Source organism: Pseudogulbenkiania sp. MAI-1, from assembly GCF_000527175.1.
Taxonomy (GTDB): domain Bacteria; phylum Pseudomonadota; class Gammaproteobacteria; order Burkholderiales; family Chromobacteriaceae; genus Pseudogulbenkiania.
The window spans coordinates 2,716,452-2,735,414 of the sequence record NZ_AZUR01000001.1 but is presented as its reverse complement, the minus strand read 5'-3'; the positions used below and the strand labels follow the sequence as shown (position 1 = coordinate 2,735,414).

The 18,963-nt window shown below is 65.3% G+C and carries 15 protein-coding genes and 1 tRNA gene; 7 read left to right on the top strand and 9 right to left on the bottom strand.

Annotation, left to right across the window (positions count from 1 at the left end):
• Positions 1 to 8 precede the first annotated feature (8 nt).
• The 3 genes from PSEMAI1_RS0112685 (at position 9) to PSEMAI1_RS0112675 (ending at position 3,484) form a co-directional block, all read left to right on the top strand.
• Entirely contained in the window at positions 9 to 419 is a 411-nt protein-coding gene (locus PSEMAI1_RS0112685; RefSeq protein WP_024303231.1) for an Hsp20/alpha crystallin family protein, read from the top strand.
• On the top strand, positions 416 to 2,845 hold the full coding sequence (gene lon, locus PSEMAI1_RS0112680; protein WP_024303230.1) for an endopeptidase La: 2,430 nt from the start codon (positions 416 to 418) through the stop codon (positions 2,843 to 2,845). Before PSEMAI1_RS0112685 ends, lon begins: the two co-directional genes overlap by 4 nt.
• Positions 2,846 to 3,085: 240 nt before the next feature.
• Entirely contained in the window at positions 3,086 to 3,484 is a 399-nt protein-coding gene (locus PSEMAI1_RS0112675) for a hypothetical protein (RefSeq protein WP_024303229.1), read from the top strand.
• A gap of 124 nt (positions 3,485 to 3,608) precedes the next feature.
• Here PSEMAI1_RS0112675 and PSEMAI1_RS21815 read toward each other — a convergent pair whose 3' ends face one another.
• From PSEMAI1_RS21815 to amrS, 9 genes are all read right to left on the bottom strand, one after another.
• Positions 3,609 to 3,800, bottom strand: a complete 192-nt coding sequence (locus PSEMAI1_RS21815; protein ID WP_156943132.1) for a hypothetical protein — start codon at positions 3,798 to 3,800, stop codon at positions 3,609 to 3,611.
• 314 nt (positions 3,801 to 4,114) lie between these two features.
• Positions 4,115 to 5,356 carry a type III PLP-dependent enzyme gene (locus PSEMAI1_RS0112665; protein ID WP_029770696.1) on the bottom strand — a complete coding sequence of 414 codons (1,242 nt, stop codon included), beginning with the start codon at positions 5,354 to 5,356 and terminating at the stop codon, positions 4,115 to 4,117.
• Complete coding sequence (locus PSEMAI1_RS0112660) at positions 5,347 to 7,173, bottom strand: IucA/IucC family siderophore biosynthesis protein (protein WP_024303227.1); 1,827 nt, start codon at positions 7,171 to 7,173, stop codon at positions 5,347 to 5,349. Before PSEMAI1_RS0112660 ends, PSEMAI1_RS0112665 begins: the two co-directional genes overlap by 10 nt.
• 76 nt (positions 7,174 to 7,249) lie before the next feature.
• Positions 7,250 to 8,422, bottom strand: a complete 1,173-nt coding sequence (locus PSEMAI1_RS0112655) for an MFS transporter (RefSeq protein WP_024303226.1) — start codon at positions 8,420 to 8,422, stop codon at positions 7,250 to 7,252.
• Complete coding sequence (locus PSEMAI1_RS0112650; protein WP_024303225.1) at positions 8,419 to 10,236, bottom strand: IucA/IucC family siderophore biosynthesis protein; 1,818 nt, start codon at positions 10,234 to 10,236, stop codon at positions 8,419 to 8,421. Before PSEMAI1_RS0112650 ends, PSEMAI1_RS0112655 begins: the two co-directional genes overlap by 4 nt.
• Positions 10,233 to 11,438 (bottom strand): acetyl-CoA carboxylase biotin carboxylase subunit family protein, encoded by a 1,206-nt coding sequence (locus PSEMAI1_RS0112645; protein WP_024303224.1) that lies wholly within the window; start codon positions 11,436 to 11,438, stop codon positions 10,233 to 10,235. Before PSEMAI1_RS0112645 ends, PSEMAI1_RS0112650 begins: the two co-directional genes overlap by 4 nt.
• Positions 11,439 to 11,655: 217 nt before the next feature.
• Positions 11,656 to 13,746 (bottom strand): TonB-dependent siderophore receptor, encoded by a 2,091-nt coding sequence (locus tag PSEMAI1_RS0112640; RefSeq protein ID WP_198019615.1) that lies wholly within the window; start codon positions 13,744 to 13,746, stop codon positions 11,656 to 11,658.
• Positions 13,747 to 14,078: 332 nt separating this feature from the next.
• Entirely contained in the window at positions 14,079 to 14,732 is a 654-nt protein-coding gene (locus tag PSEMAI1_RS0112635) for a glutathione S-transferase family protein (protein WP_029770695.1), read from the bottom strand.
• 143 nt (positions 14,733 to 14,875) lie between these two features.
• Positions 14,876 to 15,952 carry an AmmeMemoRadiSam system radical SAM enzyme gene (gene amrS, locus PSEMAI1_RS0112630; protein ID WP_024303221.1) on the bottom strand — a complete coding sequence of 359 codons (1,077 nt, stop codon included), beginning with the start codon at positions 15,950 to 15,952 and terminating at the stop codon, positions 14,876 to 14,878.
• A 183-nt stretch (positions 15,953 to 16,135) separates the two neighbouring features.
• On the opposite strand from amrS, the gene PSEMAI1_RS0112625 reads away from it, so the two are divergent.
• The 4 genes from PSEMAI1_RS0112625 (at position 16,136) to PSEMAI1_RS0112610 (ending at position 18,926) form a co-directional block, all read left to right on the top strand.
• Positions 16,136 to 17,062: an ABC transporter ATP-binding protein gene (locus PSEMAI1_RS0112625; protein WP_024303220.1), complete on the top strand. Its 927-nt coding sequence runs from the start codon at positions 16,136 to 16,138 to the stop codon at positions 17,060 to 17,062.
• Positions 17,059 to 17,820 (top strand): ABC transporter permease, encoded by a 762-nt coding sequence (locus PSEMAI1_RS0112620; RefSeq protein WP_024303219.1) that lies wholly within the window; start codon positions 17,059 to 17,061, stop codon positions 17,818 to 17,820. The genes PSEMAI1_RS0112625 and PSEMAI1_RS0112620 overlap by 4 nt, the downstream gene beginning before the upstream one ends.
• Before the next feature lie 170 nt (positions 17,821 to 17,990).
• Complete coding sequence (locus PSEMAI1_RS0112615) at positions 17,991 to 18,656, top strand: OmpA family protein (protein WP_024303218.1); 666 nt, start codon at positions 17,991 to 17,993, stop codon at positions 18,654 to 18,656.
• A gap of 194 nt (positions 18,657 to 18,850) precedes the next feature.
• Positions 18,851 to 18,926 (top strand) — tRNA-Ala (locus tag PSEMAI1_RS0112610).
• Positions 18,927 to 18,963: the final 37 nt, after the last annotated feature.

The window sequence follows — 18,963 nt, the reverse complement described above, 5'->3', positions numbered from 1 at the left end:
TGAGCACCATGAGATCTCGCGACCTGATGTCCTGGATGTGGGGGGACGCCCTGTCCTTGCTGGAGCAGGCAGAACGGCTGCACTGCCAGTTTTTCCGTGCCGGTCCGACTCGCATGCCGTGCCTCGAACCGCCCATCGACGTGGTGGAAAGCGAGGAAGCCATGATCGTCTACGTCGCCCTGCCGGGGGTGCCCGCGGCGGCCATCGTCGTGGCCTTCGAGCCTGGCGGGGTCACCGTGACGGGGGAGCGCCGCGTCCCCGCCTCCAGCTCCGCCCACATCCACCGCATCGAGATTCCCTACGGCCGGTTCGAACGGCACATTCCCTTGCCCCTGCATGTTCTCGAACCCGCCCCACCGGAACTGAGGGACGGTTGCCTGGTATTGACCTTCAGAAAAGCGAGAGAGGTTCCACGATGAAGCACTGGCCAAAGCAGCAGCAAACGCGGTCCGACGAGGCTGCCGGGCCGGTCGCGGGCGCCAACCCTCCATCCACGGCCCCGCTCGCCGACACCGCCAAACCGCTGCCGGCGGACGCGCTGATCCTGATCCCGCTGCGCAGCGCGGTGCTGTTTCCCGGCGTGCTGTCGCCGGTGACGGTCGGACGTGCCTCCTCGATTGCCGCGGCTCAGGAAGCGGTGAAGAACGAACTTCAGGTGGGTTTCCTGCTGCAGCGCGACCCCCAGAAAACCGACGTCGGGCCGTCCGATCTCTACTGGGTGGGCACGGCCGGCCTGATCGCGCGCTACATCACCGGCAAGGAGGGGGCCGATCACCTCGTGGTGCAGGGGCTGTCGCGCTTCCAGGTGCTGGAATTCCTCGAGGGCTGGCCCTTCCTCGTGGCCCGGGTAGTGCTGATCGAGCAGCCGGAAGTGATGACGCCGGAGATCGAGGCGCGCTTTCTGCAACTGAAGGAACTGTCGATCGAGGCGATCGGGCTGCTGCCGCATATGCCGGACGAGCTGCGCGAGGTGGTGCGCGGGATCGGCTCGCCGGCGGCGCTGGCCGACATGGTGGCCAACCTCATCGATGTGAAAGCCGAGGAGAAGCAGGACATCCTCGAAACCTTCGACCTTATGCGCCGCCTGGACAAGGTGCTGGCCTTGCTGTCGGCGCGTGTCGAAGTGCTCAAGCTCTCGCGCGAGATCGGCGAGAAGACGCGGGCGCAGTTCGACGAGCGCCAGCGCGAGCACATGCTGCGCGAACAGATGCGGCAGATCCAGAAGGAACTGGGCGAGGACGAGGAAACGGCCGCCGAGATCGAAGAACTGAAGGCGGCCGTCGCCAAGGCCGGGATGCCGGACGAGGTGCGCAAGCATGCCGAGAAGGAACTCAAGCGCCTGCAGCGCACGGGCGAGGGGGGAACCGAATATTCCATGCTGCGCACCTACCTCGAGTGGCTCACGGAGCTGCCATGGAAACAGGAGCTGCAACAGCCGATCGACATCGCCGAAGCGCGGCGCGTGCTGGACGAGGATCACTTCGGACTCGACAAGATCAAGCGGCGCATCCTGGAGTATCTGGCCGTGCGCAAGCTCAAGCCCGAGGGCAAGAGCCCGATCCTGTGCTTCTCCGGCCCGCCCGGCGTGGGCAAGACCTCGCTCGGTCAATCCATCGCCCGGGCCACCGGCCGCGCTTTCCAGCGCGTCGCCCTGGGCGGGGTGCACGACGAGGCGGAAATCCGCGGGCATCGGCGCACCTATATCGGCGCCTTGCCCGGCAACATCATCCAGGCGATACGCCGTGCCGGAACGACCCATACGGTGCTGATGCTCGACGAAATCGACAAGCTGGGAGCGGGCGGCTTTCACGGCGACCCCGGCAGCGCGCTCTTGGAAGTGCTCGATCCCGAGCAGAACCACAAGTTTCGCGACAACTACCTGGGAGTGGACTTCGACCTGTCGCGCGTCATGTTCATCTGCACCGCGAACGTGCTCGATACCATTCCGGGGCCATTGCGCGACCGCATGGAAGTCATCCAGCTTCCCGGTTACACCGAGGAAGAAAAGATCCAGATCGCCCGGCGCTACCTGGTGCAGCGCCAGCTCGAAGCCAACGGCCTGGCTGCCGAACAGGCCGGGCTGACCGATGCGGCGCTCGCCGCCATCGTGCGCGACTACACGCGCGAGGCCGGGGTGCGCAACCTCGAGCGCGAGATCGGTTCGGTGCTGCGCCGCGTGGCGATGCGCATCGCCGAAGGGCAGGCCGGGCAGGTGACGGTGGACGCGCCGGACCTGCCCGACATCCTCGGCCCGCAGCGCTTCGAGAGCGAGCTCGCCCTGCGCACCAGCGTGCCCGGCGTGGCCACCGGGCTCGCCTGGACGCCGGTGGGCGGCGACATCCTGTTCATCGAGGCCAGCAAGGTGCCGGGCAGCGGCCGCCTGATCCTCACCGGCCAACTGGGCGATGTCATGAAGGAATCGGCCCAGGCCGCCCTGACCCTGGCCAAGATCTGGACCGGCGACGCCCTGGCCGACAGCGACGTGCACGTGCACGTTCCCGCCGGCGCCACGCCCAAGGACGGTCCCAGTGCCGGCGTGGCCATCTTCCTGGCGCTTGTGTCGCTCCTGACCGACAAGCCGGTGCGCTCCGACGTCGCCATGACGGGTGAAGTGAGCCTGCGCGGGCTGGTGCTGCCGATCGGCGGTGTGAAGGAGAAGACGCTGGCGGCCTTGCGCGCCGGCATCCACACGGTGATGCTGCCGCGCCGCAACCAGAAAGACCTCGAAGACGTGCCGGCCGAGGCCCGCGAGAAGCTGCAGTTCGTCTGGCTGGACCGGGTCGAAGAGGCGGTACGCTTCGCCATCGGGGAAGTGGTGCCTGCCGGCCAAGAGAAGAAGGACTGAGGCTGCTCGCCCCCGGCATTCCTCTATGGGGCATGGGGTCAAAGACGTGTCGCCGGAACGGGCCATGGCGATGATGAATAGCACGATGTTTTTGCCTGGGTGGGGCTGGCGAAACAAAGCGAAGATGCCGCGATCAAACAGCATGAGGCTGGCAATGCCAATGTGCCGGCGTCTTGGACTGGGATGGGCAATGAGGCGCGTCAGCCCGTTCTCGCCTGACTGTAAGGAAAGGGAACTGCGATGAAACAGCTCTTGTTAAGTTCGATTTTTGCCGCCTTGGCGGTCCCGGCGTTCGCGGCGGATGTCGGTGTCGGTGTCTCGATCCGCATCGGCGATCCTCATTTCTACGGCCAGATCGACATCGGCGATTTCCCGCGGCCGGTACTCATCTACGACGAACCGATCATCATCCGGCGCCCGGCTGTGGTTTATGAACCGATCTACCTGCGCGTTCCCCCCGGACATGCCAAGCGCTGGAAACGCTACTGCGCTGGCTATCATGCCTGCAGCCGGCCGGTGTATTTCGTCCGGGACGACTGGTACACCGACGTCTACGCCCCGCGCTACCGGAAGCGCCACCCCGGTGACTGGGGCGGCCATCCGGGCAAGGGGCACGGCAAAGGGCATTGGAAAGAGTAGTGCCGGCGGTTGGTCGGTCCGGATCGCTTTATCGGTGCAGGTCGGCATCCGTCATCAAGATGAACGACAGGGTGGAGCGGATGGCTGGTGCCATGAAAACCCAGCAAGAAAAAAATCGAATCCCTCACCGAGCGCGTGATCCGGCTGGAAGCCTTGTTAAGCCTTGTTGGAAATTGCCCTGGCGCAGCAAGGAATGCTCACCGTCCGGCAGGGGTAGCTGGAAGATAAAACCTGAGCCGGGGTGCGGGTTGTAGTCCTGAATCACATCGATACGGCCATCAGGAGCGTGCGCGGCATTATCAACGACCTGCGCCAAGAAAGCCTACTCGTTCGGGCTGGTAGGCATGGAGGAGCGTGTCAGCATGCTGGGCGGCGAGTTCAACATCGACAGTGCGCCGGGCCAAGGCACGACATTGACGATATCGATGCCGCTTGATTGAGCCGCTACCCACTGCACCCGCTCTGCGCCTGGCGCGGTGGGTGTTTCACCGAGCCGAATGAACAGATCATCGCTGTGCTGGTGCTGGATTAATGTCAGCGTGCTGTGCGGCATCAATAGCGAAGTTGGCGCAGAAAGCGGCCTTATCCAGGCCGCTTTTCCGTCCGTATCTCTTCATTTCATGGACACAGTTATTTCGGAGGCGTTGGTGAGCCCTCTACCGGAAGATAGACATGCTTGGGATGCGGATGGCGCAGAAAGTCATGATGCGAAATGTGCCACGCATAGGCCCCGGCGTAAGGAAACACCACCAGATCGCCGGTACGCACGCGCTCGACCGGCGCGTCGTAGGCCAGCAGATCCTTCGGCGTGCACAACTGGCCGACCACGCTGACCCGCGTCCCGTGTACTTGGGGGCGCGGGTATGGGTGGGGCCAGTGGTCGATCGGCAGCACGCGGAAGGGGTGGCTATGCCCCTGCGCATAAGGGGTGCGGAACTGGTGGGTGCCGCCGCGCGCCACCACGAAGGTGCGGTCGAAGGCATGTTTCACGTCGATCACCTGCATCGCGTAGTAGCCGCAGAACGCGGTGACGTAGCGTCCGCATTCGAAGCGCACGGTGAGCCCGTCGCGCTGCATCGACAGCGCGGCAAGCCCTTCGGCGAAGGCCGGCCAGTCGAACTGGCGTTCCGGCTCCCGGTAGTTGACGCCGATACCGCCGCCGACGTTGACCTGATCGAGCGTGGAAAGTCCGTACTCGGCACGCCAGCGCCGCACCTGCGTGAGATAGGCGCCGAGCAGCCGCAGATGGGCGGCGGCGTCGAGCTGATGCGACATCAAGTGGAAATGGAACCCGCGCAGTTCGATCTCGGGATGCTCCCGCAGCCACGCCAGGCAGTCCGGCAACTGGTCGCCGGCGATGCCGAACGGGGTCGGCTTGCCACCCATCATCAGCGTGGTGGCTTGCAGTCCCTCGATGGCCAGATTGACGCGCAGCAGCACCGATGCGGTGACGCCGCGCTCGCGGGCGAGCCAGGCCAGCCGCTCCAGTTCGTGCCGGCTTTCGACGTGCAGCGCCTCGACGCCGAGGTCGAGCGCCTGGCCCAGCTCGGCGTCGGTCTTGCCCGGTCCGCTGAAGATGATCGGAGTGTCGGCGAAGTGCGAGCGCACCCAGGCCAGCTCTCCGCCGGAAGAAACCTCGAAGCCGTGCGTGAGTGGCGCCAGCGTCTCAAGGATAGGCAGATCGGAGTTCGCCTTGATCGCGTAGAACAACTCGAAGCCTGGCGGCAGCGCCGCCGTGAGCGAGCCGGCGTGACGGCGCAGCGCTTCGAGGTCGTACAGGTAGGCGGACAGGGGCGCGTCATCCCTGCCCACTTCCTGGCGCAGCCGCTCGAATACCGGCGCCCAGCGCAGTGCGTTCGCGTTCAGCACCATGCGTCCCCCCCTCCGGCCAGCGCGATCGGGTTGGTCACCGGCACGTAGGTCGAGGCGCGGTCGGCGCGCTGGAAAAAGCGGTTGCTGAAATTGGTCTTGGCCGGGAATGGCACGCCGGTCAACAGCGCGTTGATGCGCCGGCTGGACGCGGCATTCCCGTAGTGAGCCTGATAGTAATGCAGGTGATGACGCACGATGGACCACAGCCGCTGGGTCAGACCCGGCGTGCCCGCGCCCAGCTGGGTCACCACTTCACACAGGTTGTTGACGAACACGCAGTAGGCGATGCGGTTCCAGCCCAGTTCCTCTTCGTACCAAAGCGAGGCCCTGGCGCGCTCGCTGATGTCCGGCATGGTCTCGGCAGGATGGCGCGATGGCGTCAGCTTGACGCCCTCGAAGTCACGCAGGAACAACTGCTTCGGCCATCCCTTTTCCAGCCCCAGCACCACATTCTGCAGATGCGGTTCGAACACCACGCCGTGCGCGAAGAACAGATGGAAAACGGGGTAGATCAGCTGCTCGACGTAGGCGGAGAACCAGCGCTCGGTCACCGCCTCGATGCGGCCACCCTCGCGCGCGGCCAGGCCGGCGAGCAGTTTGCGGGTGCGCGCTTCGCCGTAATAGTGGTTGCCGAACAATGAGCCGGCCAACAGCGGCACGCTGTCGGGCGTGCGCAGCACATCCACGCTCTGGCGCAGGATCAGGCCGAAACCCTCGATCACCTGGCGGTTTTGTTCGGCATCGGCATCTTTCAGGTCGACCGACATGAAGGCCGGCTCCTCCATCAGCTGCAGCCCCGGGAACAGGCGGGCCAGTTCCGGCTGCAGCGGGCGCAGCACCCTGTTCACCTGCATCGCGCTCTCCAGCTCGTACCAGGCATTCTTGCGCACGCAATTGGTGATGCGGATATTCAGCGACAGCTTGTAGAAGTACGGATTACCCGGCTGGTACAGCGTGCGGATCGACGAGGTGGGATAGAAATCGCCCCCCTGCACGCCGAGGTCCTGCAGCCGGCCGCTGGCGAGCGCCTGGCGCACCAGGGGGTGCTGGCGCAGAAAACCCGCCTGCCACGGATGCACCGGCACCGCCACGCAGCCCTCCGGTGCCGCCGGGGCGTTCGGCGCGATCAGCTCATCGCAGCTTGCCGCCATCAACGATTGCTGCGCCAGATCCTCGCGCCGCACCGCGAACCAGGCCAGTGGGAAACGCGTGCGCAGCTCCGGCGAATAGCGCCGGAGATCGTCGTCGGAAAACCCCTGGCGGCTCTTCGGCGTAGGGTGGAAGGGGTGGCCGAAGGTCAGCGATTGCTCGGAGTCGATATACGCCTCGACCGGATCGGCCGGGATGGCATCCGGCACCGGCAGCGCCAGCACCTCGGTGCCGACTTCCACGCTGTTGCGGATCTGTTCCATCAGCTCGGCGTTCGGCGCAACCTCGTGCTGCAGCGCCATTTCGCGCAGCAGCAAGGCAGCCAGCGCTTCCCAGTCGAGCAGGGCCCACGGCTTGTTCTCCGCCTTGTGGAACACCGGCGAGCGGTAGCGGTAGTTGCCGGTGACCGAGGCCGCTTCGACGATGGTCAGCAGGCGGTCGTGGGTGTGTGGCAGTTGCACTTGCAGCACCTGCCCCTGGTCGCGCTGCAGAATCATCCGGATCGCCGCCGGCCAGTCGTTCTGGCCGAAGGGTGGCCCGATGCGCAACTGACCGTTGGGGCCGGCGATCTCGCGGCAGTAGCAGTTGAGCAGCGTCTCCTGGCAGCGCCGCTGTGCGGCCAGTTCCGCCGGGTTGGCACGTTCGGCGGTATTCACGTTCGATTGCATAGTATGTCCTCTCGAAGCCGATCGAGTCGGCCAAGAAATAGCTAGGGTGCGGCGCAAAGACGCACCCGCAAGGTGTTCAAGCCGTTTGCGCGCCCGGCGCCCGCCGGGCGATCAGCAACAGGTAGCCGAGAGCCGGAGCCAGCGCGGCGGCGCCCAGCAGGAAGGGGGCCCGCGTGCCGGCTGCGCCGACTGCCGCCCCGGCCATGACGCCCGCCGCGACCCCGCCCCACTTCGAACTGCTCTCGAACCAGCCGAAAGTGCGTCCGGCGTTGCCGGCGTTCACCACGCCCGCCACCAGGGCATGCAGGCCGATGAAGCCGACGGTCATCGCCATCCCCATCAGCAGCCGCCAGCCGACCAGTGCCGGCAGATCCAGCGGCACGGCCTGAGCGGCGAGGCTGAGCATCAGCGTGCCGTAGCCGGCGGCCAGCAGGCCCAGCGACGGCGTCGCCCCCACCCGGCGCGACAGCAACGGCGCCGCGAGCAGATAGACGAGGTGGGGCAGGCCGAACAGCAGGCCGGCGGCCGCCGCGGACAGCGTGGGCAGGCGCAGCTGCACATCGGAAATGAAGTACGGGAAGGTCGCCACGGTGGCGAAGATGAACGCAAACTGCAGCGCGTAGATCTGGCGCGGCGTGGCCGGAGCGGTCGGCACCGGGGTCGGCGTGCGCCGGGCCGCGCTTGCCGCCATGCCGCCAGCCGGCAGCAGCGCGATGAGCACGGCAGAAACGAGTGGCAGCAGTGCCAGCCAACGGTACAGCACGATGGGCGACTCCACCCCCATCCACAGCCCGAGGGCGGCCGGCGCCGCCACCAGCGCGGCGCGCGCCGACCATTGCATGGCGGTGAGGCTGCGCGTCAGCGTCGCCCCGCTGGCCACCGTCGCCAGGTACGCGTTCGACGCCGCGAAGGTGCCGCCGAGCACGCCCTGCAACACCAGCGCCGCGAAGAAGCCGCTGGTGCTGGTGGCGAAGCCGGCCAGGAGAAAGCTCAGCGCCAGCCCGAGCTGAGCGCGCAGCAGCAGCGGCTTCTTGCCGAAGCGGTCGGCCAGCCGGCCCCACCACGGCGCCGACAGCGCCGCCAGCAGCGTCGGCACCACGTAGAACGTGCCGGCAAGCCACGGGACGTCGTTGTTCAGCGAGCGCTGCAGGATCTGCGCGAAGAACGGCGGCATCCCGAGCGCCGCGAACGACGCGACGAAGTGGCATAACATCACCACCGCTACCACGCGACGTGTATTCGCGCTCATCGCACCGCCTTCAGGAAGTTGGGCGCGCGCTTGCCGTAGAACTTGTTGACGTCGGCGGCACCGGTCTGCGACTTGTCCTCGAGCGAGGCGGCGCGCAGCAGGTACTTCAGATACAAGGTATCGTCCTCGAGCAGCGCCTGCCGCGCGAACGCCACGTTTTCGCCCTCGGCCGCCAACTGCTCCAGCACGGCTTCAACGTGGCGGCGCACTCGCGCATAGCCCACGGCGGGATCGGTGCCACGACGCTCGGCGATGCCCTCGATCAGCACCGCGATGTTCAGCTGCAGGGTGATGGTGGTGAACATCTGCGCCAGCGGCAGTTCCTCGCTCACCGCGATGCGCGCATCCACCAGCCCGGCCAGCCTGTCTGCCAGTTGCGGCCAGCGGCGGGCGAGCAGCCCGGTGTCGATGCGCGCGGCATCGTTGTCCTTCAACAGCAGCCGCAAGCCCTCGCCGCCGTAGACCAGCACCGAGTTCTGCTGGTTCGATTCCAGCGCGATGCCGTAGCGCAGCCATAGTGTCAGGTGCAGCCGCAGCGTGAGCGCCAGGTACGCGTCGAGCCAGGCGTCCAGGTCGCCGCCGAAATAGCGCTCCGCCAGCTCCTCGACCACCATCCTGCCGTGCGGCGCCTCGGCCAGCAGACCGGCGATCGGCACCGCCGTGGCGCTTTCCAGCACCTGCGCCGGATAACGACGCAGGATGAAGCCCAGGAAAGGACGGTGTGCAACGTGCGCGCCGTTCTCTTCGTTGGTGAGCAGCACCTGGCCCGTCAGCGCGGCTTCGCGGGCGATGATGTCGCCGAGCAGCGTCTGAATGCGGTGGCCATCGGTGATGGTGCTGGGCTTGATGGTACGGATGTTCTTCGCGCCCAGCGTGCGGATGGTCAGGGGCAGCTTGACGTGCCATTCGGGCGTGTCGCGCAGCACCAGCGAGCGGACCGACAGCGTCGGCGTGACCGTGAGGCGGCTGCGTGGCGCGCGGATCACCTGTCCGGCCAGCCCGGCCTCGGCGAGGAAGCCGTCGAGATGGTGCTGCCAGACGAAGGGGTGCACCGGCACCAGCGCATGCTCGGCGGCGAGGCCGGCGGGCAGGCCGACATCTTCGAAGCTCGGCCAGCCGGGTGGCAGCGCATCCCCGCTCGGATGGTAGAGCGCGCGCGGCACCGCCAGCCAATTCAGCTCGAAGCTGGGCTGGAATTCCGGGGCGTAGCGGGCCAGGTCGCTGGGCTCGAAACCGAGCTTGGCGCGGGCCGTCGGGTAGTAAGGATGGTCGAGGAAGGCGGCCAGCCGGTCGTGGTGCAGCAGCCGTTGCTCCCAGCGCGGCAAGTTGTGGCCGGGCGCCACGTCCGGCTCGCCGAACCAGCGCGCGCGTTCGGCCTTCGCTGCACGGCGGTGCTCCAGCGCGGCGCGGCACTCGGTGACATAGTCGGTGAACAGGCGGGCGGCCTCGGCCGGCAGCCCGTCGGCGAAGGCAGCCAACACCGCGTCCACGTCATACAGCGGGATGTAGCCTGCGGCGTCCTCGCGCAGCAGCGGCAAGCGGGCGAGCTGCCAGCTCTGCATGTAGCGGGTCGGCGCCACCGGAATCCACAGCGTGGCCGATCCGAGGTGGGCGACGCGCAGCCAGCGCTGGCCGGCTTCGTCATTCCCGGTGAGCGCGGCCGGCAGGGCGTCGCCGCCCACCAGTTCGCCGCGGCTGGCGCAATCGCGCACGTCTTCGCGCAGCAGCGTGTCGATCACGCGGGTGCAGATGTAATCGGTATCGTGATCGATGTCGTGCCGGGAGAGCACGGATGCGGACAGGGGCGCGGTCATTGTGCGATCTCCCACGAGAGCTTCTGGCTGGCGCGCTCGACGGCGGCTTGCAGGCTGGGGGTGTCGGGGCCGCTGCCGCGCAGCACGCCGACGTAATCCTTGTTGGAATTCGTCAGCTGGATCGCCTCCCCGACGTGGCGCAGGGGCTGATAGGCCAGCCGGATCCCGTCGGCTTCGTGCTCGAACGCCGGCGGGGCCTGGTGCAAACGGCCTTCCTCCTGCGCGGTGAAATAGCGGATCCAGGCTGCACGCGGCGGCACGGCCAGTGTCGGCAGCGGCTCGCCCAGATGGAGGCGCAGCACCTGCTCGAACAGCGGGAACTGCAGCGCGTCGGACAGCAGGAACTCGCGATAGTCGCCGATGTTGCGGTAGTTGATCTCGATCAGGCGCGGGCCGCTCGCGGTCAGCACGTATTCGGTGTGGCAGGCGCCGAAGCCGACGCCGAAGCGGCGGATCGTCTCCAGCACCTCGGCTTCGACCGTCGCCGGCAGTTCGGTCCCCCACACCGCCTCGAGTTCGACGAAATGCGGCGGAGGCGACAGCGTGACACGAAAGCCCCCGAGGGCATGCAGCGCCTTGCCGTCTCCCAGCGTTTCCAGTGTGTAAAGCGGGCCGTCCAGGTACTCCTCCAAGAGCAGCGGCTGGCCGGGCTGCTGCGCCCAGATCGCAGCGCACTGCTCGGTCAGCTCGGCGCGGCTGCGCGCGAGGCTCACCTGCTGGCTGGCGACACCCTCGCGCGGCTTCACGACGCACGGCAAGGGCAGGTCGGTCAACGCCGCCAGCGATGCTGGATCGCACACCACGGCGTGCCACAGCGTATCGATGCCCAGTTCGGCCAGGCGGGCACGCATCTCGGCCTTGTTCTTGGCCGCGTAGGCGGTGCGCCAGTCCTTGCCCGGCAGCCCGAAGTAAGCGGCGGCGATGGCGGTGGAGGCCTGCAGATGATCGCTGTTGGAGAACACGGCCGCCGGGCGGGTGCTGCGTTTCGTGACCGCTTCGATCACCGACAGCGGGTTGAATACGTCGCATGCGACGATTTCGTCCGGGTAGGCGGCAAGCCCTGTCTGCGCGAAGTGAGCGCGGTGCGCATCGGCGCAATCGGTCAGCAGCACGACGGAAAGGCCAAGCGCCTTGGCGGCCGGGAGGAAGCCATCGTTGACCGGGGCGGTTGGCACGTGGGCCAGCAGGATCAGCTCTCGCATGATGCTCCTTGTCTTTCAAGTTCCGGCACATGGCCGGGCGGGTGGGTTATTAGGAATTCTACTAAATAATAATGAGAATGATAATCGTTAGCTTTTGCTAAGACAAGCATCCAGCGCGGAAGGCTGAGGGGATTGGCATCGGGGGGGAATTCGGCACCAGGACAGGCGCCGGGACAAGGAAGTAAAAAGCCGCCCACGAGGGGCGGCCGGTCTTGCGTTAGAAGCGCAGGCGCGCGGTCAGCTCGGCGCTGCGCGGTGCGCCGGGCACGTTGAGGTTGTTGCTGGCATCGTGACCCGACACGAAGTACTTCTCGTTGCTGAGGTTCTTCAGGTTCAGCGCCAGGTCATAGGACTTGGCCTTGTACAGCAGAGCCGCGTCGTAGGTGACGTAGCTGTCCAGCCTCACCGTGTTGTTGGTGCCGACGAAGCGCTTGCCCACGTAGTTGGCGCCGCCGCCGAGGCTGAAGCCGCCGCCGAGATCATGCATCAGCCAGACGTTGGCGCTGTGCTTGGGCACCAGCGCGGCCCGCTTCCCTTCCAGCGGGATGCCGTCGGTCTTGGTGGGCGATTTGGTGATGATGGCATCGAGGTAGGCGTAGCCGGTCGAGAGCTGCCAGCCCTTGGCGATTTCGCCCGCCAGCGTCAGTTCGAGGCCGCGCGTGCGCTGCTCGCCCACTGGCACCACCTTGCCGCCCTGAGTCGGGTCGGCGGTCTTGATGCCGTCGCGGGTCAGTTCGAACAGCGCAGCGGTGAAGCTGGCTCGTCCGTCCAGCAGATCCAGCTTGGTGCCCACTTCGACGTTCTGCGTTTCTTCCGGCTCGATGTCGGAACGGCTGGTGGACAGTACCAGCGTTTCGTACGACGGCTGGAACGAGTGGCTGTACGACACATAGTAGGACTGCCAGTCGGTCGGCTGGAACACCACGCCGGCACGTGGGCTCCACTCGCGGTCGACGCGGCGCAGATCGACCTCGCCCGCGCGGCGCTGGTCCAGGTTCTGGTCGAACTCGTCGTAGCGCACACCAACCAGGGCCTTCCACTGCGGCGTGAAGGTCAGCAGGTCCTGGATATAGGCGCTGGCCACCTTCACCGTCAACAGGTTGCTGGCGGTCACCGTGGTATTGAAATCAGGGCGCACCAGCACCGGGTCGTACAGCGATACGGTGGCGGCGTTGCTGCGGCTCTTGTTGACGAGGTCTTTCTGCTGCTCGCCGAATTCCAGGCCGTACAGCAACTGGTGCTTGATGCGGCCGGTGCTGGCGTTCTGGGTCAGCTCGAACTGGTTGAACCAGCCGTCGTCCTGGCGGCGCACATCGCCGCGGTTGAGCCGGACCTGGGCGCTGGCACCACTGCCGACAACCGATGCGGGGTTGGTATTGTGACGATCCAGCTCGTAGCGGTAGGTGCCGAACAGGTTGCGCAGCGACCAGTTCTCGTTGATCTTGTGGTCCAGCGTGACGCGGCCGGAGGTGACGGTCGACTGGCTGTAGTCGTCCTCGCGCGCGTTGGACGAGCCGTAGTAGGTCTTGATCGACACGTCAGCCGGGCGGCCGTTGATGGCCGGGATGCCCATGTCGGTGATGCGGCGGTCTTTCAGGTATTCGGCCTGCAGCAGCAGCTTGGTGTCGGGGCCGAGTTTCACGGCCAGCGACGGCGCCAGCGCCTCGCGCTCCACGAAACCCTGGTTGCGGAAGCTGTCGGAATCTTCCAGCGCGCCGGTCACGCGCAGGCTCACGTCCTCGCTCAACGGCTGGTTGATGTCGATCGCGCCGCGCTTCTGATCGTACGAACCGACAGTCAACTCGATCTCGCGCGAGGGCGTGGAGGTCGGTTTCTTGGTGACGCGGTTGATGATGCCGCCCGACGAGCCGCGCCCGTATAGCACGGCGGCCGGCCCCTTCACCACCTCGACACGCTCGGTATTGGACAGGTCACGATAGTACAGCGCATCGTCGCGGATGCCGTCGACGAACATGTCGCCCAGGGCGTTGAAGCCGCGGATGTAGAACTGGTCGCGTTGGCCGTCGCCGTTGTTGAACGACACGCCGGGGACGTTCTTGAGCACGTCCTGCACCGAGCGCGCGCCCTGGTCCTCGATCAGACTCTCGGTCACGACGTTCACGGTCTGCGGAATGTCGCGCAGCGGCGCCTTGATCTTGGTCGCCGTCGTCGAGACGACGGCTTGGTAGGTCTCGGGAGCCGCTTCGGAAGAGGCCTCCACGTGGACGGTCGGCAACTCGGTGTCGGCAAAGGCCGGCAGGGCGAGCGGGAGATAGGCTGCCGCGACGGCAGCGGCAATGCGCTTCATGGTCATAAGTTCCCCTTGCAAGCAAAAATCTTTGTAAATTTTTGTGAAGCAAAAGGGAATGATAATTTTTATCATTATCATTGTCAAAGCGTTATGACGATGAGGGTGGCTTTACCGCTTGGGGTGTGGGGGCCCGCCGCGGCGGTTTCACGAGGGATATGCCGTAACGAGAAGCGACTGATGAAAACCGGCGAGTGCGGTTATGGCGACGACGATGGGCGGTGCTGGCTGACGGCGATGTTGGTGACGAAGGGGGCATGCTCCACGCCAAGCAAACCGTGGTGGAACAGGCAGTGAGACCCGTTCCACCCAGGCGGCATCCCTCTTGATGATCAATCCCGGTCTGGGGCACCCAGCGGGAAGAGCGAGCGATAAGGCCGCGCCTCGTCCACCGCCCTGGCGAAGGAGGGGCGCGCCAGCAAGCGTCGCCGATAGCCATGGACGTTCGACCAGGCCTCGTCGATCGGATGGGCCCAGTCGGCGTAGAACAAGGCGGGTGCGGCGGCACAATCGGCGAGGCTGAAGGTATCTCCCGCCGCCCATTCGCGATCCGCCATGGTCTGGTCGAGCCAGCGGTAGGCCGTATCGAGCAACTTCCGCGCTTCGTTGACGCCGTGCGGGTCGCGATTTTCTGCCGAGCGAATCCGGTCGGAAACGATTTTCTGCATCGGCGTCATGATGTAGTTGTCGAAGAAGCGGTCCATCAGGCGCACGTCGAGTGCCGCGCGCGGGTCCTCGGGAAGCAACCGCACCGGCCCGGGATGATAGAGGCCGAGATATTCGATGATGATGCTCGCTTCCATCACCGTGCGGCCCTCGTCGACGAGCACGGGCATGCGCTTGAGCGGCCACAGGGCGGCGTGTTCGGCTACCGCCTGTTCATTGCCCGGCGCCAGCAATTGGAGCTCGAAGGGGATTCCGTTCTCGTAGAGCGCGGTCAGCACCTTCTGGCAGTAAGACGAAAAGGGGTGGGCGTAGAGTTTCATGGATATCGTGACTCCCTGGTTTGTCGAGCTTGCCGTTCCAGGCGCCTTGGCAAGGGGCGCGATTCGAGATGCGGCGCTTGCTGTTCGTCGCGAATCGGCCGGGAGAGTTCATTCTTCCGGCTTATCCATGTATCAAGTAAAGGCTAATGCCCTATGCGAATGGGAATCCGTCGGCGCCCGAACTGGCGGTCGAACTGCTCGAACCGTCCTGCAATCGGCGCGAGACACTCGGGGCATGCTCCGCCCCGGTTCAGCCGGTAGCGCTCGATCTCATGCCAATCGCGCACGATGAGCGGGGCGTGGCATGAAGGACAGTAAGTGGTGGCGCCTTCGGCATCATGGACGTTGCCGGTATAGACGTATTGCAGCCCTTCCGACAAGGCGATCGCGCGTGCCCGGCTCAGCGTGGCGGGCGGCGTCGGCGGCACATCGGTCATCTTGTAATCGGGATGGAAGGCCGTGAAATGCAGCGGCACGTCGCGCCCCAGCTCCTGCGCGATCCATCGTGCCTCGGCGCTGATTTCCTCATCGCTGTCGTTCTTGCCGGGAATCAGCAGCGTCGTGATCTCGAGCCAGACCGCGGTCTCGTGCTTCAGATAGCTGAGCGTCTCCAGCACCGGCTGCAAGCGCGCACCGGTGAGGGCGAAATAGAATTGGTCGGTGAAGCCCTTCAGGTCGACGTTCGCGGCGTCCATCTTGGCGTAGAAGTCGCGCCGTGCCTCCGCTCCCATATAGCCGGCGGTCACCGCCACCGTCTTGATGCCGCGCTCGTGGCAGGCATCTGCCACGTCCATGGCGTATTCGGCGAAGATCACCGGGTCGTTGTAGGTGAAGGCCACGCTTTTGCAGCCGTAGTCCGCGGCCGCCCTGGCGATGGCTTCGGGCCCCGCCGCGGCGGCGAGCGTCTCCATCTCGTGGGATTTGCTGATGTCCCAGTTCTGGCAGAATTTGCAGGCCAGGTTGCAGCCGGCGGTGCCGAAAGACAGGACGCTGGAACCGGGGTAGAAGTGATTGAGGGGCTTTTTCTCGATCGGATCGATGCAGAACCCCGACGAGCGGCCGTAGGCGGTCAGGATCATCTGGTCACCCACCCGCTGGCGCACGAAGCAGGCGCCGCGCTGCTCCGCGTGCAGGCGGCAGTGGCGCGGGCACAGGTCGCACTGGATGCGGCCATCATCCAGGAAATGCCAATAACGGCCGGGGTAAAGAGCTTCCTTCATGGCAGCAACAGTGTTGACGACTGCTCCAAAAAGCCGGGGCCGTGGGCGACCCGCTAGCGGGTATCCGAAGCAACAGACCCACGTCCGATCATTATCCACCAAACGGCTCCTGGCATGCAGAAAAACAGACTGGCTCGCCGCCCGGCTGCCAACGAAAGCCCGTCATCTGCTATCGTCGTATCCATGCAACCCATCATCACCATCTCGAATCTCTCCAAGACCTACGATTCCGGCTTCCAGGCCTTGAAGCATGTCAACCTGGACATTCGTCGCGGAGAAATCTTCGCCTTGCTAGGCCCGAACGGGGCAGGGAAAACCACGCTGATCAGCACGATCTGCGGCATCGTCAAGCCGACCGAGGGGAGCATCCTGGTCGACGGCCACGACATCGTGAGGGATTACCGCGCGGCCCGATCGATGATCGGCCTCGTTCCACAGGAACTGACCACCGATGCCTTCGAATCCGTGTGGGCCACGGTGTCGTTCAGCCGCGGCTTGTTCGGCAAGCCGAAAAACCCTGCCCATATCGAACAGGTGCTCAAGGCCCTGTCGCTATGGGACAAGAAAGACAACCGGATCATGACCCTGTCGGGCGGCATGAAGCGCCGCCTGCTCATCGCCAAGGCCCTGTCGCACGAACCCACCATCCTGTTTCTCGACGAACCGACGGCGGGCGTCGACGTCGAGCTGAGGCGGGACATGTGGCAACTGGTGCGCTCACTGCAAGAGCGGGGCGTGACCATCATCCTGACCACGCACTACATCGACGAAGCCGAGGAGATGGCCGACCGGATCGGCGTGATCAGCAAGGGCGAGATCATCCTGGTGGACGACAAGGCCGAACTGATGCGCAAGCTCGGCAAGAAACAATTGACCCTGCAACTGGAAGCCCCGCTCGAGCGCATTCCCCCCGAACTCGGCGCCTACGAGCTGGATCTGGCCAACGGCAGCAGCGAGCTGGTCTATACCTACGACGCCCAGGGCGAGCGCTCCGGCATCCTCGCGCTGCTGCAGGATTTGAACACGGCAGGCATCCGCTTCAAGGATCTGCAGACCACGCAAAGCTCGCTCGAAGACATCTTCGTCAGCCTGGTGAGGGAAAGAAAATGAACCTGTACGCAGTCCGCGCCATTTACCGCTTCGAGATGGCCCGCACCTGGCGCACGCTGATGCAGAGCATCATCTCCCCCGTCATTTCGACCTCGCTCTATTTCGTCGTGTTCGGCGCGGCCATCGGCTCGCGCATCCCGGACAGCCATGGCGTCAGCTACGGCGCTTTCCTCGTGCCGGGGCTGATCATGCTGTCGCTGCTGACGCAAAGCATCTCCAACGCCTCGTTCGGCATCTACTTCCCCCGCTTTACCGGGACGATCTACGAGCTGCTGTCGGCGCCGGTGTCCTATCTGGAGATCGTGGTGAGCTACGTCGGGGCGGCGGCCACCAAGTCCATCATCCTCGGCCTGATCATCCTGGCGACGGCGGGGCTGTTCGTGCCGCTCCAGGTCGCCCACCCGCTGTGGATGGCCCTGTTCCTGGTGCTGACCTCGGTGACGTTCAGTCTGTTCGGCTTCATCATCGGGGTCTGGGCCGACGGCTTCGAAAAGCTGCAAGTCATCCCGCTTTTGATCATCACGCCGCTGACGTTCCTGGGCGGCAGTTTCTATTCCATCGATATCCTGCCGCCGTTCTGGCAAACGGTCGCCTTGTTCAACCCGGTGGTGTATCTGATCAGCGGCTTTCGCTGGAGCTTCTACGGCGTCGCCGACGTCAGCGTGGGCCTCAGCCTGGCCATGACGACCGGGTTCCTCGTACTGTTCATGGCGATCGTGGCGTGGATCTTCAAAACCGGCTACCGCCTCAAGGCCTAGCTCTTGCGGCCCCCTGCATGCCAGGGGGCAGGCCTGGCGGGCCGTACTATCATGACAAATGTGGAGAGGCGGCCAGTACGTCCCGCCAGGACGAGCCAATATCGCAGCCAATACCGCAAAGCGGGCAGTTCCTATACTGAACACTCTGCCAGATCGATGGAGGTCATCGCATGAAAACAATCATTGTTACCCTCACGGCCATCGCAATCGGTGTCAGCGGCCTATCCGGCTGCGCCAACATGACTGAAACCCAACGCGATACCGGCACCGGCGCGGCGATCGGCGCGGTGGCCGGGGCGGTGATCGGCGGAGCGACCGCCGGCGGCCACCAAGGCAGAAGCGCCGCGACCGGCGCGGCCATCGGCGCCGCCCTGGGAGCGGGCGGGGGCTATCTGTGGTCGAAGCACATGCAGGAACAGAAAGCGGCGATGGAGCAGGCCACCAAGGGGACCGGTGTGGGCGTGAGCAAGACCGCCGACAACCAGCTCAAGCTCGACATCCCGAGCGATTTTTCCTTCGACACCGGCCGCTATGACATCAAGCCCAACATGCGGCCCATCCTGGATCGTTTCGCCACGACCCTGAATCAGAACCCGGTGACCACGGTCAGAATCATCGGCCACACCGACAATACCGGGACGGACGCCATCAACGGCCCGCTCTCGGTCAACCGAGCCAGCTCCACGCGCAGCTATCTCGTCTCGCACGGCGTGGCGACGAGCCGCATCAGCATCGACGGCCGCGGCTCGGCCGAACCCGTCGCCGACAACGGCACGGCAGCCGGCCGCGCGAAGAACCGCCGCGTGGAAATCTACGTCGGCGAAGCCGCCAAGTGATAATTCTACGGCCCATCCCGCCTTGTTGGCGCAGGATGGGCCGTTGCCTGGTCAAGCCATGCCGGCTCGCGGAAGAGGGAAGACGTCTCCCTCTTGCCGATTAAAACGAGAAATCACATAATAGCGGCACATCCGTTGTCATGACCGGCCATCTTCCCGGATGGCCAGACTGCACAGTTTCATGACAATTCAAGGGGCCGATAGCTCAGCTGGGAGAGCGCCGCGTTCGCAATGCGGAGGTCGGGAGTTCGATCCTCCTTCGGTCCACCATCCTGCTTTCAATCAAATGGCCGTTGCTTCTTCATGC

Coding starts and splice junctions, on each gene's coding strand:
- PSEMAI1_RS0112685 (WP_024303231.1), top strand. CDS start 9: ATGAGATCTCGCGACCTGATGTCCTGGATGTGGGGGGACGCCCTGTCC.
- lon (WP_024303230.1), top strand. CDS start 416: ATGAAGCACTGGCCAAAGCAGCAGCAAACGCGGTCCGACGAGGCTGCC.
- PSEMAI1_RS0112675 (WP_024303229.1), top strand. CDS start 3,086: ATGAAACAGCTCTTGTTAAGTTCGATTTTTGCCGCCTTGGCGGTCCCG.
- PSEMAI1_RS0112665 (WP_029770696.1), bottom strand. CDS start 5,356: ATGGTGCTGAACGCGAACGCACTGCGCTGGGCGCCGGTATTCGAGCGG.
- PSEMAI1_RS0112660 (WP_024303227.1), bottom strand. CDS start 7,173: ATGCAATCGAACGTGAATACCGCCGAACGTGCCAACCCGGCGGAACTG.
- PSEMAI1_RS0112655 (WP_024303226.1), bottom strand. CDS start 8,422: ATGAGCGCGAATACACGTCGCGTGGTAGCGGTGGTGATGTTATGCCAC.
- PSEMAI1_RS0112650 (WP_024303225.1), bottom strand. CDS start 10,236: ATGACCGCGCCCCTGTCCGCATCCGTGCTCTCCCGGCACGACATCGAT.
- PSEMAI1_RS0112645 (WP_024303224.1), bottom strand. CDS start 11,438: ATGCGAGAGCTGATCCTGCTGGCCCACGTGCCAACCGCCCCGGTCAAC.
- PSEMAI1_RS0112640 (WP_198019615.1), bottom strand. CDS start 13,746: ATGAAGCGCATTGCCGCTGCCGTCGCGGCAGCCTATCTCCCGCTCGCC.
- PSEMAI1_RS0112635 (WP_029770695.1), bottom strand. CDS start 14,732: ATGAAACTCTACGCCCACCCCTTTTCGTCTTACTGCCAGAAGGTGCTG.
- amrS (WP_024303221.1), bottom strand. CDS start 15,952: ATGAAGGAAGCTCTTTACCCCGGCCGTTATTGGCATTTCCTGGATGAT.
- PSEMAI1_RS0112625 (WP_024303220.1), top strand. CDS start 16,136: ATGCAACCCATCATCACCATCTCGAATCTCTCCAAGACCTACGATTCC.
- PSEMAI1_RS0112620 (WP_024303219.1), top strand. CDS start 17,059: ATGAACCTGTACGCAGTCCGCGCCATTTACCGCTTCGAGATGGCCCGC.
- PSEMAI1_RS0112615 (WP_024303218.1), top strand. CDS start 17,991: ATGAAAACAATCATTGTTACCCTCACGGCCATCGCAATCGGTGTCAGC.